The 15,302-nt window shown below is 56.2% G+C and carries 12 protein-coding genes and 1 riboswitch; of the genes, 7 read left to right on the forward strand and 5 right to left on the reverse strand.

Translation table 11 applies throughout. The annotated features are described in order from the left end of the window. Window positions 1-43: 43 nt before the first annotated feature. Together ACKGJP_RS06515 and ACKGJP_RS06520 are read right to left on the reverse strand one after the other, a co-directional pair. On the reverse strand, window positions 44-1,687 hold the full coding sequence (locus tag ACKGJP_RS06515) for an S-layer homology domain-containing protein (protein WP_409344859.1): 1,644 nt from the start codon (window positions 1,685-1,687) through the stop codon (window positions 44-46). Window positions 1,688-1,702: 15 nt separating this feature from the next. Further along, window positions 1,703-3,736 (reverse strand): choice-of-anchor I family protein, encoded by a 2,034-nt coding sequence (locus ACKGJP_RS06520; protein ID WP_409344860.1) that lies wholly within the window; start codon window positions 3,734-3,736, stop codon window positions 1,703-1,705. A gap of 157 nt (window positions 3,737-3,893) precedes the next feature. Here ACKGJP_RS06520 and ACKGJP_RS06525 point away from each other — a divergent pair, with 157 nt between their 5' ends. Both ACKGJP_RS06525 and ACKGJP_RS06530 read left to right on the forward strand, forming a co-directional pair. Continuing rightward, a complete protein-coding gene (locus tag ACKGJP_RS06525; RefSeq protein ID WP_409344861.1) occupies window positions 3,894-5,207 on the forward strand; it encodes a phytoene desaturase family protein in 1,314 nt (437 codons plus the stop codon). A gap of 53 nt (window positions 5,208-5,260) precedes the next feature. Beyond that, entirely contained in the window at window positions 5,261-6,130 is an 870-nt protein-coding gene (locus tag ACKGJP_RS06530; protein ID WP_409347089.1) for an RNA polymerase sigma-70 factor, read from the forward strand. Between the two features lie 304 nt (window positions 6,131-6,434). Here the strand turns inward: ACKGJP_RS06530 and ACKGJP_RS06535 are convergent, their stop codons facing one another. After that, complete coding sequence (locus ACKGJP_RS06535; protein WP_409344862.1) at window positions 6,435-6,743, reverse strand: hypothetical protein; 309 nt, start codon at window positions 6,741-6,743, stop codon at window positions 6,435-6,437. Window positions 6,744-6,927: 184 nt separating this feature from the next. Beyond that, window positions 6,928-7,227, reverse strand: a complete 300-nt coding sequence (locus ACKGJP_RS06540; protein WP_409347090.1) for a DUF3055 domain-containing protein — start codon at window positions 7,225-7,227, stop codon at window positions 6,928-6,930. Between the two features lie 371 nt (window positions 7,228-7,598). Between ACKGJP_RS06540 and ACKGJP_RS06545 the strand changes: the two genes are divergently transcribed. Continuing rightward, a complete protein-coding gene (locus ACKGJP_RS06545) occupies window positions 7,599-8,600 on the forward strand; it encodes an HRDC domain-containing protein (protein ID WP_409344863.1) in 1,002 nt (333 codons plus the stop codon). Window positions 8,601-8,744: 144 nt separating this feature from the next. Here ACKGJP_RS06545 and corA read toward each other — a convergent pair whose 3' ends face one another. Further along, window positions 8,745-9,680 carry a magnesium/cobalt transporter CorA gene (gene corA / locus ACKGJP_RS06550; RefSeq protein ID WP_409344864.1) on the reverse strand — a complete coding sequence of 312 codons (936 nt, stop codon included), beginning with the start codon at window positions 9,678-9,680 and terminating at the stop codon, window positions 8,745-8,747. 408 nt (window positions 9,681-10,088) lie between these two features. After that, window positions 10,089-10,212: riboswitch (SAM riboswitch) on the forward strand. A 174-nt stretch (window positions 10,213-10,386) separates the two neighbouring features. Here corA and metA point away from each other — a divergent pair. The 4 genes from metA (at window position 10,387) to ACKGJP_RS06570 (ending at window position 15,261) form a co-directional block, all read left to right on the forward strand. Continuing rightward, window positions 10,387-11,304, forward strand: a complete 918-nt coding sequence (gene metA / locus ACKGJP_RS06555) for a homoserine O-succinyltransferase (protein ID WP_409344865.1) — start codon at window positions 10,387-10,389, stop codon at window positions 11,302-11,304. A 161-nt stretch (window positions 11,305-11,465) separates the two neighbouring features. Further along, window positions 11,466-12,620 (forward strand): PLP-dependent transferase, encoded by a 1,155-nt coding sequence (locus ACKGJP_RS06560; RefSeq protein ID WP_409344866.1) that lies wholly within the window; start codon window positions 11,466-11,468, stop codon window positions 12,618-12,620. 320 nt (window positions 12,621-12,940) lie between these two features. Next, window positions 12,941-14,305, forward strand: coding sequence for an EAL domain-containing protein (locus tag ACKGJP_RS06565; protein WP_409344867.1), 1,365 nt, complete (start codon window positions 12,941-12,943; stop codon window positions 14,303-14,305). 14 nt (window positions 14,306-14,319) lie between these two features. Continuing rightward, the gene (locus ACKGJP_RS06570; RefSeq protein WP_409344868.1) at window positions 14,320-15,261 is read left to right on the forward strand and encodes a helix-turn-helix transcriptional regulator; all 942 of its coding nucleotides are present in this window, start codon (window positions 14,320-14,322) and stop codon (window positions 15,259-15,261) included. Window positions 15,262-15,302 lie beyond the last annotated feature (41 nt).

Below are 15,302 nucleotides of genomic sequence, written 5' to 3' on the forward strand. Positions count from 1 at the left end.
AGAACCGCCGGAGACTGGATCTCCAGCGATTCTTATCGCAAGCTTAACGGTTTATAAATTCGGCTTTAATCAAAAACCTTCTGACCATTGCGGCGGTTTCCGCGCGCGTCGCCTGTGCCTTTCCTTCGTAGCGCCCTTCGGATTTGCCCTCCGTGACGCCTGCATCGACGATGGCGGCGACTGCATCGCGCGACCAGGCGGATAGCTCGCCGCGGTCTTGGAAAGCCGTCAGCAGCTGCTCCGTCCGGCTGGCGTCGCCTTGCTTGCCGGCGTAGCGCAGCGCACCGCTCATCAGGACGGCCAGCTCTTCGCGGGTGATGGGGGCGTTCGGCCGGAAGGAGCCGTCCTCATAGCCGGAGACGAGTTCCGCCTCGGCCGCTGCGGTTACCGCACCGCTATACCAATCGGCCGCCGCAATATCGCGGAAGGAGCTGCCGCTTTGCTCGGACAGGCCGAGAGCACGGACGATAATGGCGGTGAACTGCGCCCGTGTAATGCCGGTATCGGGCTGGAACGTATCGGCGGTTGCGCCCTGCACGATCAGCTTCGACGCCAGCAGCTCGACGTCGGCCTTGGCCCAGTGGGAGTCCGTGTCGCGAAACGATTTGCGGTTCTCGATGACCGTGTACAGGCTGTTGCCGGTTCGCTTCAGCTGAGCCGTCCATTTGCCGTTCTCCTGCTTGAAGACGGAAGGGACGAAGAGCAGGCTGCCCTTAGGGCCGATCATGACGCCGGTTGCGGCGTTCGGATCGACGACGTTCGGCATAGGAAGCGTCCGGTTGATATATGCGCCGCCGAATTGCACGACCGGCACGGTTTGACCGTTATATACGGCTTCTACGGCGAAATCGACCGCTTCCGCTGCTTGCTTGGCGCCTAGGCCGGCGATAGCGCCGGCCGTGTCGGCATTTTGCTTAGTGTCCGCCTTAGCCAGCTTGATCCGAATTTCGAGCTTATCCGTCGTCGTTTGAAGCTGCTTTGCCAGACTGTCGAGATCGAGCGTTTGCAGCGGCAGCTCGTAGGAGGCAAAGGAGACGGCTAAGTTCAGCTTCGCTTCCTTCACGCTGCTCATTGCCTGCTTAAGCGCCTGAGCGGACACGCTTGCAACCGCAATATCGGCTGATCCCGTATCGGCTGTGACGGTAATGCTGCCGCTATGCTTCAGCGCTGCAAGCAGATCTTCCGATTGCAAGGCCATGCCGGCAACGGTTCGGCCGTCCGGCGTTTGGCTGAGCGCCGGCTTGATCGTAATCGTGCCGCCGTTAACCGTCGCTGCAGGCGATGGCGCGGGCGTCTGGGACGGCGCCGGAGACGGCTGGATCTCCGGCCCGGAACCGGCACCGGCGGTTTTGATGGCGATCGTGAGGGCGGACACATCTGTGCCGGACCCGGTCTGTACGTTCAGCTTTCCTGGTGATGCGGATGCGGGCACGATAAAAGCGAACCGGTAACGGCCGTCGGCATCGGATTTCGCGCTATCGAACACGACGATCGATTGCCGCTCGTCCAAGACGCGAAGGACAATCCATGAAGAAGCGGGGGCGGTACCCGTCACTTTCACGGTTTCTCCGTAAGCCGCCTCTTGACGGTCCGCTTGAATGGACAGCGGAGCGGCGGACGACGTAGCGGGAACTAGAAAAACCGCTAAGATCGAGAGAAGATATAGCATGATAATCGGTTTACGCATTGGTTAGGCACCCCGTCATTTCTGTAAAAGGTTCGGCAGCTTCGCCGGGTCGTTAGTAAGCTCGTCTACGACATACACTTCAACCACGTCGCCGGCGGCTACGTTAAACGACGCTTGCGCCTCTATGGCAGCCTGATCGAAATCGGCGCGCACGGCGGTCAGTCCGATCTGTACGCCGCCTCGAAGCTGCTTGAAGACGGCCGTTTCTTTCCCATAGTGCGCTTCGGAGGACGCTATGCGGGCGGTAAACGTACGCAAGCCCGTAACGCCCGGCTTGACCGTCATGGTCGGAATGCCGTTCTCTTTGGCGCCGATCGTGTACGTTGCAGCGTCTTCCTCCGGGGTTGCGGCATAGCTTCCGGCAACGGTAATCTCATAGGCCGCAAGCGTCCCCGACACTTCATTGGCCGCGAGCAGCATCGGCTTGCCGGTCGGGCTTTTGTCCGCGGAGATGAATTGCAGGCCTTCCGGTCCCAGCTCGTTCTTGGTGTAATCGGATTCTTGGAAGTCCCGGTGGTTGATGTAGGTCACCAAACGCGGAGCAGCCGGATTCGTCACGTTGTAGACGACGATGCCGCTCATGCGCTCCAAGCCGACGAATGCGTACGTTTCGCTGCCGATCCGTCCGATTTTGACGTCTTCTGGTTCAGGGCCTTTGCCGGAGCTCCGGTTGTCGAACTTGACGCTTTCATGATCCGAGTTGAAATAGGCGGGCAGCAGCTGGGCCGTAATCTGCTCGAAGGCATCCCCGCTGTCAAAAACCGGACCCGCTTTGATGTTGTCCGCGTCCCAAATCGAGAACGAGCGGCCTCCGAAGCTGTATAAAGCGTCGTAATAGACAGCGCCAGTCACGTTATAGACGGCGTTCGAAACCTTGAGCCTTCCCAGCTTTTTGTCGTCCGTAAAGGTGCCGTCCGTTTTCATCAGATCGAGCTGCTCTTGCGTAAAGCCTTTAAGTTTGGCGGCATCCAGCTTGATTTTGGAGGCGATATCCTTTACACGCACTTCCTCGCTGTAGCCTTTCCCGCCATCGTTCCAATCCGCACGCGCATCGCCTTCGTTGGCGGTCACGAGATAGGTTTTGCCGCCGCTTTGGTAAAGGGACATGCCGTCCGGCATATAGGCGCCGAGCACCGGCCATGGCTGGATATTGATTTTGCCGTCTTTATCCGAAGCGTCAAAGCCGCTGCCCGTCTGCGAATGGTCCTTGTAGCCAAGCCCGGAAACGCGGGTAAACGTTTTGCTGACCAGATCGAGTTTCGCTATGGCGTTGTTCTCCTGAAGCGTTATGTAGGCCGTGAGGCTGTCCGGCGAAACGGCTATATACTCGGGCTCGAAATCGATTTTCCAGCCTTGTTCCATCGCTTTTCCTTTAGGGAAAATGCGCACGCTGCTATCGATGTCCTCCGCTTTAAGCGCCGAAAAATCGATATCCGTCACCTTGGAAGGATCGGCGAGCACGCTTTGTACGCCTTCCGCAACGTCGATTATGGTTACCGAACCGGGCGGATCGTCGGAATAGGAAGGGTTCGGCTCGCCCTCGTTAGCGACGAGGAGCTGTTTGCCGTCAGGCGTAACGGTGATCATATCCGGATGATAGCCGGCTGGAACGCGGCCGATATAGTCCCCGTTCTTGGTGAAGAAGGCGACAAAGCCGCGATTCGGCTTGGCGGCGGGCACCGCTGCTGCGATGAAGTCCTGCGTCGGATGCGCCGTCACGCTGGTCACGTCGTCGAAGCCGGCATAGACGCTGGAAATAACCGTCTTTTTGACGGGCTTGATCGTTCCCGCGGTCAGGTCGAGTATTTCAATCGCTTTGTCATAGCCGTTTACCAGGAACGCTTTTTTGCTGGCGGCGTCATAGCTGACGATTTCCGCACCCGTTCCTTCTTTTGGGGCTCCTGTGGCATAATGACCGGTTTTTTTCACCGATAGCTCCTGCGTTCCCGGGTAAGCCGGCTGAGCGTCTGCTGCACGAACCGTCTGAGGCGCCAGCATGGCTGCCGTGGAAACGACCAGGACGGCTGCAGCCTTGTTCCATGATTTCACCTGAAATCCTCCCTTGACTTGTCTATTCCGATTTACGATACCAGCGGAGTGTTATCGGGAAATGAACGGCATGTTAAGAAAATATTTAGCCTCGCTGTCACAGCCTGCGCACCCTGATCGTCTTATTAGCGACAAACGGAACGGAGGCGGAACGGATATGAAAAAGGTAGATGCGGCTATAATCGGCGGAGGGCTTGCGGGACTGATTGCAGCGAACGATTTGGCGGAAGCGGGGAAGCGGGTCGTCCTGCTGGAGAAAGCGGGCAGAGTGGGCGGCAGGGCCGTCACGAACGAGAGGAACGGCGCGCGGTTCAACCTTGGGGGGCATGCGTTATACAAAGAAGGGGAGCTAAACGCGATATTGAACGAATACGGCATTCGCCCGGAGGGAGGAAGCCCGCCGGCAAGCGGCTTTGCGATATGGCGGAACCAGGCGGTACCGCTGCCCGGCGATCCGTTCAAGCTGATTTTGTCAAAGCTGATGTCCTGGTCCGGCAAAATGGAGCTTGGCCGCCTTATGCTGGCGCTGGGCAAAATCGACGCCGGGTCCCTGCCGGCCTGCAGCTTGAGGGAATGGGCGGAGAAGGAAGTCCGCGATCCGATGGTTCGCCATCTTTTCTATGCCTTATGCAGGACGGGGACGTATACGTACGATCCCGACCATCAGCTGGCCGGGCCTGCGCTCAAGCAAATGCAGCGGTCGCTGAAAGGCGGAGTGCATTATGCGAACGGAGGCTGGCAGACGATTGCCGACGGGCTGCGGGAGCGGGCTGTCCGCTTGGGCGCAGACGTCCTCTGCGGAAGCGGCGTCGCGGAAATCAGGCATGACGGCGGAGCCGTTCGCGGGCTTACGCTGGCGAATGGGGAAACGCTGGAGGCAGGGCATGTCCTGACGGCCATGTCCCCGGCAGAGGCGTATAGGCTTGTCCGGGGAGTCGAGCATACGGCCCTGCGGCGCTGGAAGGAAGAAGCGCGTCCGGCGCTCGCGGCGTGCTTGGATCTTAGCTTGAAGCGGCTTCCTTCGCCGAATTGCCATTTTGCGATCGGGATCGATCAGCCGGTATTTTTCACGAATCACTCACGGGTGGCAAAGCTTTCCGACGATGGTACAATGGTGGTGCATCTGATCAAATATAACGGAACGGGCGAACAAGATCCCAAAGCCGACGAGCGTCTGCTCGAGCAGACCATGCATCTGCTCCATCCCGGGTGGCAGCGGGAGGTCGTCGCGAGGCAGTATTTGCCGAACATGACGGTCGTGCACGACTATCCGCACATCGGGCGGAACGGTTCTCTGCCGGGACCGGCCGTGCCGGAAATACGAGGGCTGTATGTCGCAGGTGACTGGGCCAGCCACGGCGAACTGCTGGCGGACGCTGCGGCGGCGAGCGGCCGAAGAGCGGCTGCCAGTATCGTGAAGGAACTGGACGCGGCAAGGAGCTTAAGCGTGCAGGGGGCAGCGCTCGTATAGAGGTTCTACTCTGTTTGCATAAGACCAAACGAGGTGTGCGTATGGAAGAGATCATGAAGGCGGAAGAGCTCTATGTAAAATACAAGACGCTGCTGTTTTCGCTTGCTTATCGGATGCTCGGGAGCGTAATGGACGCGGAGGATATCGTGCAGGAGGCGTTCATCGCGTTGAATGGCGCGGCTCCGGAGCACGTTCGGAGCCAGAAGTCGTATTTGTGCAAAATCGTCACAAACCGCTGCCTGGACCGGCTGCGTTCGGCGAGCAAGCAGCGCGAGGTTTATATCGGGCCATGGCTGCCGGAGCCCGTAGTGGGCGGAGAGGAGCCTGACGGCGATCCGGTGCGCCGCTACCTGCGGAAGGAATCCGTATCTACCGCTTATTTGCTTCTGCTGCAGCAGCTGACCTCCGTGGAGCGTGCCGTCTTCCTGCTGCGGGAGGTGATGCAGTATGAGTACGATGAGATCGCGGAAATCGTCGGCAAGAGCTCGACGAACTGCCGGCAAATCTTTCACCGGGCCAAACGCGGACTGGCGAGAACGGACGAGGCGGATAGTCCGCGGATTCGGGAGCAGGCTGCCGGACTGGTCGAGAAGTTCGTAAGCGCGCTGGCCGCAGGCGACGTCGGCATGATGATGCAGGTGCTGGCAGCCGATGCGACGCTGTATTCCGACGGAGGCGGCAAGGTGACGGCTGCCGTTCATCCGATACTCGGCGCCGAACGGGTTATCCGCTTTATGGCCGGCATTTTGGCTAAAGCGCCCGACGATTTCTCGTTTAGACTAACCGAGGTCAACGGCCTCCTGGGCATCGTAACGTATGCGGGCGGTCAACCGGCGGGCGTTCTCTCTTTCGGGACCGAGCGAGAGCGCATAATGGCGGTTTATATCGTCGTCAATCCCGATAAGCTGAGCCATGTCCGCTAAACGCAAAAGAGACCTCCCGATTCGGCTGTAAAGCCGGGTTGAGAGGTCTTTTTTGAATGGGAGAGGCGGATCGCGTTTCAGGGCTAGGAAACCGGTAGCGGTGTGCCTGCCTGAGGCGTTTAGACGACGCTAGAGACCGCTATTTCCGCGAAAATCCGGAAAAACGCGAAAATAAGCGACGCCAAAGGCTCTTATTCGGCTGGAAACTGGCCTCAGGTGCCTACCTGAGGCGAATAGACGACGCTAGAGACCGCTATTTCCGCGTAACTCGGGAAAACGCGAAAATAGATGACGCCAAAGGCTCTTATTCGCCTGCTTCGTCATGCAGGTCGTGATCGCCCGGATGCACGCGGGGCAGGCCGGCGTGAAAATCGCGGTTTTCGTACGTAAATGCGCTTAGCGGGCGCTGGGTATCGCGCCATGGCGTGCTTTTGCCAAGCGATTCACTCACGAGTTCGGAGCCGTAGGGTCCTTCCGGAAATTCCTCCGGAACCAGATCGTTGCGCTGTGATTCCACGGTGGCAAGGTCCGCGGTGGGCTGCTTGTCTTCTTTAAGGAAATCGGACACCGAACTCCCTCCTTTAGGCGGAATAAAATTCATGATCGCTTCCATGGATGCTCGCCGGAGGGACTGCCGCAGCTAAAGAGAAAGCCAGTCCGGACGAGGGGTTACCTCCATTTTACCCGGCTGGGATTCCTTTTATGTACCGCAGGGGGTTCCAAAAAAACAAAGGGAAAGCCTCCGTTCGCACCGGCATTATGAGCGGTACGAATGAAGGCTTTTTTAAGGATTGGACTTAAATATCGGTAAAGTTGACCGTACCGACAACTTGTTCGAGAAAAGAGGTCAATTCAGCCGCTTCTTCTTCCGTGAGCTTGAACACGTACTCCAGGTAGCCTTCTGCAGCCAAATCGTCAGGACCGATGATAGCCGTTTTGCCCATTTGGATATCCGTTACCAGTTGTTTGCCGTAAAACCGGTTCGAAGACGTAATAGCCAAATCAAACCGCTTCATGCTATCGCCGACGAAGGAGACGAAACGCGTCTTGGTTTCCTCGCTCGTATCGTATAAAAAATCAAATTCATTGACGTCCATCGCCTTGCTCACATCCATTCCTTCCATGATACCGTTCAGTTTAACACAAAAGCGGGGCGGTTTGGAAACCGTTTTGCCGAAGGGCAGCATTAAAAAAATGGAATGATGCTTGCCAGTCTATGTATCCTGTGCTACAATTCAGGTAATATCAGGGAACGGGGAAGCACCTCTCTTGCTGCAGCAGGAGGGGTGCTTTTTTTTGTGATTCAGAAGGGGGATGTCCGTATTCGGCTTTCTGGATCATCATGAGATACGGCTCTAGTGTAACAGGAATCGGAGCCTTCTCTTGGTTGCCTGAAACGAGCGTCGGGAATAGCAGCCTGCGCTTGCCATAAAAAAGGGCGTTTCCCGGAAACGCATGAGGAGGAGCAATGATGAACCTTATTTTCATGAACAGCCTGGAAAAGAAAACGGACGAATCCGTCGTCAGCAAGGCGCAGGTGTCAATCAGCGAGCATCAGGGCAGCTGGATGGTCGTCTGGCACGAGCCGAAGGAAGACGGCAGGGGGAAGCAGCAGGTTTGGTACGAGGGAAACGCATGGAACGACATGCTGTCGCAATTCCGGACAAGGCTCCGCGACCAGATCGACCAGGGCTTCGTGCCCTTAATCGATGACGGCCGCGTCAACCGGCGCCAATCCGCTTCCGCCAGAGCGACAGCGATCCTGCATTGCTACAGCGAACGTCACGCCAATGCGGAGCTGTTCGCCAAATTGCGCGACTGGCGTCGGGAGCAGGCTGCGAAGGAGGCGAAAGCGCCGTTCATCATAGCAGGAAACCGGCTCCTCTATATGATCGCGTCTTTCTTTCCGCATACGGAAGAAGAGCTGCTTCAGCTCCCCGGCTTCGGAGGAAACCGCTTGAAGCTGTATGGCGAAGCGATTCTGGCGATCACCGGCACGTTCGACAGGAATACCGGTTTTCCGCTCGACTGGGTGGAAGGAGCGGTGGAGCAGAAGCAGTTGGACGAGTGGCTGGACCGGCAGCAGGAGCTGAAGGATCAGCAGGACGAGCAGAAGCGCCAGACCCGCCGCAAGCTGCTTGAGGGGATCGATCAGGGCGCCACTCTCGACGTACTGGTCGAAAAAACCTCTCTGAGCAGGATGGACTTGGTGGCCGCCATAGAGCAGTTGGATAAGGACGGCTACGATGTCGAGCTGCTCGTGGACCGGGAGCTGAAGATGATGCCGGAGAACGAAAAGATGGAAGCCGAACTGTTGTTCGCCGAGCTGGGCGACCGCTTTCTGAAGCCGGTGCTGCAGCGGCTCTACTCGCCCGAGCGCTTGAACGAGGCCGGAACCGGCGTCTTGTACGAGCGCCTGCGCTTCATTCGTCTGAAGCTCCGCAAAGAGAAGGCGGCCGTTCGCGCTTGACGCTGTATTTCCTTAAGACAAGCCCTGAGCTCCTTACCGATCGAAATACCTTTTAGATCGTCAAGGCGGGCTGCATCATGCCGCAAATACCAAAAAACGCCTCGAACCTTAACGGTCCGAGACGCTGCGCTTATGCCGAAGCTATTATAACCAATCCTTTTTGCGAAACAAGTAAAACATCGAAAGGCCGACGACGATCATGCCGCCGATTACGATAAATTCTCCGCCCGGAAATTCCTTGCCGGGCAAGTAGTCGAAGTTCATTCCGTAGATGCCAGTGATGAACGTCAGCGGCATGAATATCGTCGTCAGCGCGGTAAACACGCGCATGATTTCGTTCGCCCGATTGGACAGGCTAGACTGGTAAGCCTCTCGCAAGTTGCCCATCAGATCCCGGTACGTATCGAAGGTCTCGGCGATTTTTACGGCGTTCTCGTAGATGTCGCCGAAATATTTTTGCAGCTGATTGTTGATCAGCCGGAGTTCTTTCTTGTGCAGCGTGGCGACAAGGTCCTTTTGCGGGCCCAGCACCTTCTTCAGCCATAAAATTTCGCTTCGCAGTCCGATAATTTCGTTCAGATGCGATTTCTTCGTATGCATGAGGATGTCTTCCTCAAGCTTCTCGATCTTGTTCTCGATCCGGTCGCCGACGCTCAAATAATTATCGACGACAAGGTCGACCAGATGGTAAAGGAAGCGGTCCGGGGAATTGACTTCCTCGTCCCACAGAATCGGCTTGAGCGTACGGATTTCATTGATTCTCTGACGCGTAACGGTAATGATGAAATGCTTCCCTAGAAAAATGTTCAGTCCGCGCAGAAAAATTTCCTCGTCGTCAAACCGGATGCTATTGATAACGATAAAATAGTGCGAATCGTACAGTTCGATTTTGGGCCGCTGCTCTTCCTCGCTCAGGCAGTCTTCGACAGCCAGGTCATGCAGGTGAAACAGCGATTGCAGCAGTTCCAAATCCTCGGTAGCCGCATCGATCCAATAAAAGCCGGTTTCCGGCGGTACAAGCGTTTCAGCCACCTCATCGATAATCGTGAACTGGCCGTTCTGAACCAATCGTGCCTTCATGTTCTCACTCTCCTTATTGGCGCAAAAAGGTACAAGGAACCAGCACCCCTTGCAAAAGTTGGCGAGAACAGCCGGCACTTCCTATGTCAACGCATGTCGACAGATGCCGGGTATCCGACTGCTCTCACGAATTGCCCGTATGCGGTTATTGACGCACCCACGGGGTCGGTCTCCGTCCATCCGATCGACACTTCCTTTCTTTCTTGTGATGAATCACTCGAATAGTATACATCTCCGGCATGTTTCCATCAAGATAGGCCTTGCATTCTTAACATAGAGTATGGCACGGCATATCGAAGGGTTCCGGTCCGATCGTTTCCCTGGACCAATTGCTTAGATCAGCCACTTGACGATGACCGCGATTTCCTTTACATTAAAAGCATACCTTTTAATTGAATAATGCAGTTACTCTTATCAAGAGTAGGTTGAGGGACTAGCCCGATGATACCCGGCAACCGACATCCTTGCTTTGCGGCAGGATGCACGGTGCTAATTCTTGCAGGAGCGTTTTACGCTTCCTGACAGATGAGAGAGGACATGTTGCGTTTGCTATGGCCTTTCTCATGCGTGGAGAAAGGTCTTTTTATGTTCTTTCTCCCGCTTTTTAGCCCTCGGAGGCTTTGTTGTCGTTCGGTTTCGCGGTAAACGCGCGGCTTACAGGCGCGATGTTTATCCAAGACTATTTTTACCAAAGGAGTGAAGCTTCATGCCGATCAAAATTCCCGACAATTTGCCCGCCAAGGAAGTGCTGGCGAGCGAGAACATCTTCGTCATGGATGAAAGCGTCGCTTTTCATCAGGACATTCGCCCGCTTCGCATTGCGATTCTGAATTTGATGCCGACGAAGGAAACGACGGAAACGCAAATTTTGCGTTTGCTGGGCAATACGCCTCTCCAGGTCGAATTCGTTCTGCTGCATCCCAAAACGCACACATCCAAAAACACGTCGGCCGAGCACTTGGAGACGTTCTACAAGACGTTCGACGACGTCAAGAACGAACGCTTTGACGGAATGATCATTACCGGAGCGCCGGTGGAGACGCTTGAGTTTGAAGAGGTCAACTACTGGGAAGAACTGAAGCAAATTATGGAATGGAGCAAAACGAACGTGACGTCGACCCTGCACATCTGTTGGGCGGCGCAGGCAGGCTTGTTCCACCACTTCGGCGTACCGAAATATACGCTGGACGAAAAGGTTTTCGGCGTTTTCCCGCATACGGTCAATCAAAGCAATGTGAAGCTGCTCCGCGGCTTCGACGAAATGTTCTTCGTACCGCAATCCCGTCATACGGAGGTTCGCCGCGAGGATATCGAGAAGCTCGAGGGCGTGGACATCTTGTCCGAGTCCGACGAGTCCGGCGTTTATCTGGTCGCCACGAAGGACGGCAAACATATTTTCGTGACCGGTCATTCGGAATACGATCCGCTTACCTTGAAATGGGAGTATGATCGCGACGTCAACAAAGGGATGGAGATCGCGCTGCCGAGAAACTACTTCCCTAAGGATGATCCTTCGAGGCTGCCAAAATCGCAATGGAGAGCGCACGCGAACTTGCTGTTTTCCAACTGGTTGAATTATTATGTATATCAGGAAACGCCTTACGACTGGTCCTGGAACCTGTAAGAAACCGAGAATCGCAAGAAGCGGCAACGTTACGGACGTCCGCTCCAGATCCGCTTGCTTCCGCAAGCGGATCACTTGTAGACATAAATTCTGCTTTCCCGATAGGATTAAAGCGTTCATCTTGCGTTTCAGCCGAAACGATCTGGGAGGATTACTTCTAAATGAAAATTGAAAGCCGTTTGGCGCAGATCGGCTCCGTTTCCGAGCCGGTAACCGGAGCCGTCAGTTTTCCCGTTTATCAAGCAACCGCTTTCCGTCATCCCCAGCTTGGACAAAGCACAGGCTTCGATTACGCGCGGACCAAAAGCCCGACCCGCACGATTCTGGAGCAGGCGATCGCCGACCTCGAGAGCGGGGATGCCGGGTTTGCCTGCAGCTCCGGGATGGCCGCCCTGCAAACGATATTCGCATTGTTCAGCCAAGGCGACCATTTGCTCGTATCGCTCGATCTCTATGGCGGAACTTACCGGCTGCTGGAAAAGATCATGTCCCGTTTCGGCGTGACGGCGACATACGTGGATACGGACGATCTGGATGCGCTGGAGGCTAACCGCCGTCCGTCGACGAAAGCGGTGCTGATCGAGACGCCGACCAATCCGCTGATGATGATTACGGATATCGAGAAAGTTACCGCATGGGCCAAAACGCACGGTCTGCTGACGATCGTCGACAACACGTTGCTGACGCCTTTCCTGCAGCGTCCGATCGAGCTTGGCGCCGATGTGATCATTCACAGCGCGACGAAATATTTGGGCGGCCACAACGATGTGCTCGCCGGTCTGATCGTCACGAAAGGCAAAGAGCTTTCCGAGCAGATGGCTTTCCTGCACAATTCGATCGGTGCGGTGCTCGGTCCGCAGGATTCGTGGCTGCTTATGCGGGGCATGAAAACGCTGGCTCTTCGCATGGAGCGTCACCAGTTCAATGCCACGCAAATCGCGGAGTTTTTGCTTGGTCATCCTATGGTCGCCGAGGTGTTCTACCCCGCGCTGCCGGATCATCCGGGCTACGGCGTGCAGAACCGGCAATCCTCTGGCAATACGGGCATCTTCTCCTTCAAGATGAAGGACGCCCGTACGATCGAGCCGATCTTGCGCCATATCCGGTTAATCGCCTTCGCGGAGAGCCTGGGCGGCGTGGAGTCGCTCATGACCTATCCGGCGGTGCAGACGCATGCGGACATTCCGGAAGACATTCGCCGTGCGGTAGGAGTAGACGACAGATTGCTCCGTTTTTCCGTCGGCATCGAGCACGTGGACGATCTGATTGCGGATTTGACGCAAGCGTTCGACGCGGCAAAAGCGGAGCTTGAATAAGGGATTTCTCTTGGTGCGGCAGTTTTCGAAGCGCGGCGGTGACGTATGCGCTGGGAAGGGTGCCGTACTTCTTTTTATTATTTGAACGACGTTTAAAAAATGAGAAGGATGGGCCCGAAGTCGCTTGTTTTATTCCTTCCCTGTGCTAAACTAGTAGAAAAACGGTGACAGGCCGCGCATAAGGGAGAAATGCTGGGCATTTCCGACTATTTCGCGGCTTTCGTGTAACTTTCCATCATCAGAAGACGGCGGTACGCTGTACGGAATAGGGATGGGCATCACGATTCGGTTAATCTTGCGACTCGGGGAGGCAAATCGGCTTGCTGGATGTAAAGTCTCTGCTTAAATGGAAGAAACGCTTGAAGACGATTACGAAGCTCGCGCTGCCGAGCCGTTCGTTGAAATATTTCCCTCCTGCCTTCACGCTCCGGGATCCCATTTTATCGCTCGTGCATCGGAACCGCTTGAACGGGAACAGATGCGCGCTCTTCTTGTTCCACTTGGAGCAGGCGCCATTCCTAAACGCCGCCTCGGCAGAAGACGAACGCGTCTTTTATTTGAAGCTTCAGGCTCTGTTCGAGCATACCGTACGCCGTTTCTTGCGTGAAGAAGACATCCTCGGGATGAAGTCTCTGCGCGCCGGCGATATTGCGGTGTTCGTCCGTTTTCGCCAAGATGCGGACTATGATCACATTCATTTCGAATTGTCCGCGATGACCCGCAGGCTGGAAGAGACGATGATAAAACAGTCCGGCAGCCATTCTCTTCTCGCTTTTGGTACGGGCGCCGTCCTGATCGACAACGAGACGGTAGACATGCAGGAGGCGATGCTGTCGGCATTCGACCATGCGACGGCAATCGCGACCAAGCGAGTGTCGACCCATTTTGCCCTGCACCGCGAGCTTCTTATGGACATTATCCGGAACGAGTCGATATCCGTCGTGACGCAGCCGATCATGTGCTTGCGAACCGGCGAGGTGTTCGGCTGGGAGCTGCTGTCCCGCGGTCCGAGACATTCGCCGCTGCATGCCCCGACCGATCTGTTTGCGCTCGCTCATGAAGCCAATCAGCTGACCGAGATCGAAGCGCTCGTCATCAAGAAGGCGCTGAACGAAATCGCGGAACGGCACATTCAGGAGCAGGTGTTTATCAACATTACGCCGGTTACGCTTGGCGACCCTCGGCTGCTGGAGCGTATTCTCGAATGGATGCAGGCCTATCCGCAAATCTCGCCGCAGCAGATTATTTTTGAGATAACGGAACGGCAGGCGGTGAACGACTTTACGCAGATGGCGGCGATTGTCGCGGCATACCGCGCGCATGGCTTTCGTTTTGCCGTGGATGACGCCGGGGCGGGCTATTCCAGCCTTCAATCGATAACGGAGCTGACGCCCGATATGATCAAGATCGACCGATCCGTCATCCAAAATATCGACAGCGCCTCCGTGAAGCAAACGCTGCTGCAGGCGCTCGTGTTTTTTGCCAAGGCGGTCAACTGCAGAATTATTGCGGAGGGCGTCGAGCGCGAGGAAGAAGCGAATGTGCTGTTTCGGAATGACGTGCATATGGGCCAAGGCTACTATTTCGCCAGACCGGAGCCGATGCCGAGCGGGGACAGCAGGGAACGCCATTACGCAGGCGCCAAGGAAAAGGTCATCCGTCATTTGCAGGCCAGCAGCGCATAAGCGGACGGTCGCCCATGAACAAAACCGACAGGATGCTCGCGATCGTGCTGGAATTGCAGCGTAAAGGCATGCGGCGTGCGGAGGATTTGGCCGCTGCTTTCGAGACCAGCGTTAGAACGATCTATCGCGATGTTCAAGCTTTGAGCGAAGCGGGAGTCCCCGTCGTGGGCGCCCCGGGTCAGGGCTATTCCTTGATCGAAGGCTATTTTTTGCCGCCGGTTAGCTTTACGACGGATGAAGCGACGGAGCTGCTGCTCGGTCTCGATTTCGTGAAGCGGTATTTGAACGCAGGCCATCCCGGCAAAGGCGAGTCGTCCAAAAGAAAGCTCGAAGCGGTCTTGCCGGAGCCCGTACGCCGGGAGACGGAACGGAATAGAGCCGGTATGAAGCTGCTTGCCGCCGGATTGCCCGAAAGCGTGCCAAGCCAAGCAGAGGAGCTGGCTCTGCTGCGCCGCGCGGTACTGGAAGAACGGCAGGTACGCTTTCGGTATATCGTCCCCCGCGCTGACGGCAAGCGGGAAAGCGTCCGCACGGTGAACCCGTACGGACTGGTCTATGCAAACGGCTCATGGGCGATGCTCGCGTTTTGTCAGCTGCGGCAGGAGCTCCGCCATTTTCGGGTGAATCGCATTAGCGAGTTGACGCTCTTGGATGCAAGATTTACGCGCCCGGCGGACTTTCATTTAAGTACGTACAAGCCGGTTGACGACCGCAGCATGATTGTACGGGTTTTGATGCGTCCCGAGCTGTCCGGTAAGCTGAAGGAAGACAGCTTTTTTTATAAGGAAGCGGTGGAGCCGTCGGCCGAAGGCTTGATCGTTACGCTTCGGGTCCGCAGACACGAGGAAGTGCTGGCCTGGCTGCTCGGCTGGGGGGCCGGGGCGGTTGTGCTGGAGCCCGAGGCGCTGAAGCAGCGGGTTCGTCAAGAAATCGAAAGCATGCTGGAACGCTACTGACATCCTGTTGTCAGTAGCTTTTTTGTATAGTAGGGATCATA

Origin of the sequence: Paenibacillus litoralis (assembly GCF_046244365.1) — a bacterium.
In the GTDB taxonomy this organism is placed as follows: domain Bacteria; phylum Bacillota; class Bacilli; order Paenibacillales; family NBRC-103111; genus Paenibacillus_V.

Coding starts and splice junctions, on each gene's coding strand:
- ACKGJP_RS06560 (WP_409344866.1), top strand. CDS start 11,466: ATGAAAATTGAAAGCCGTTTGGCGCAGATCGGCTCCGTTTCCGAGCCG.
- ACKGJP_RS06540 (WP_409347090.1), bottom strand. CDS start 7,227: ATGGACGTCAATGAATTTGATTTTTTATACGATACGAGCGAGGAAACC.
- ACKGJP_RS06515 (WP_409344859.1), bottom strand. CDS start 1,687: ATGCGTAAACCGATTATCATGCTATATCTTCTCTCGATCTTAGCGGTT.
- ACKGJP_RS06570 (WP_409344868.1), top strand. CDS start 14,320: ATGAACAAAACCGACAGGATGCTCGCGATCGTGCTGGAATTGCAGCGT.
- ACKGJP_RS06530 (WP_409347089.1), top strand. CDS start 5,261: ATGAAGGCGGAAGAGCTCTATGTAAAATACAAGACGCTGCTGTTTTCG.
- ACKGJP_RS06535 (WP_409344862.1), bottom strand. CDS start 6,743: ATGGAAGCGATCATGAATTTTATTCCGCCTAAAGGAGGGAGTTCGGTG.
- ACKGJP_RS06545 (WP_409344863.1), top strand. CDS start 7,599: ATGATGAACCTTATTTTCATGAACAGCCTGGAAAAGAAAACGGACGAA.
- corA (WP_409344864.1), bottom strand. CDS start 9,680: ATGAAGGCACGATTGGTTCAGAACGGCCAGTTCACGATTATCGATGAG.
- metA (WP_409344865.1), top strand. CDS start 10,387: ATGCCGATCAAAATTCCCGACAATTTGCCCGCCAAGGAAGTGCTGGCG.
- ACKGJP_RS06525 (WP_409344861.1), top strand. CDS start 3,894: ATGAAAAAGGTAGATGCGGCTATAATCGGCGGAGGGCTTGCGGGACTG.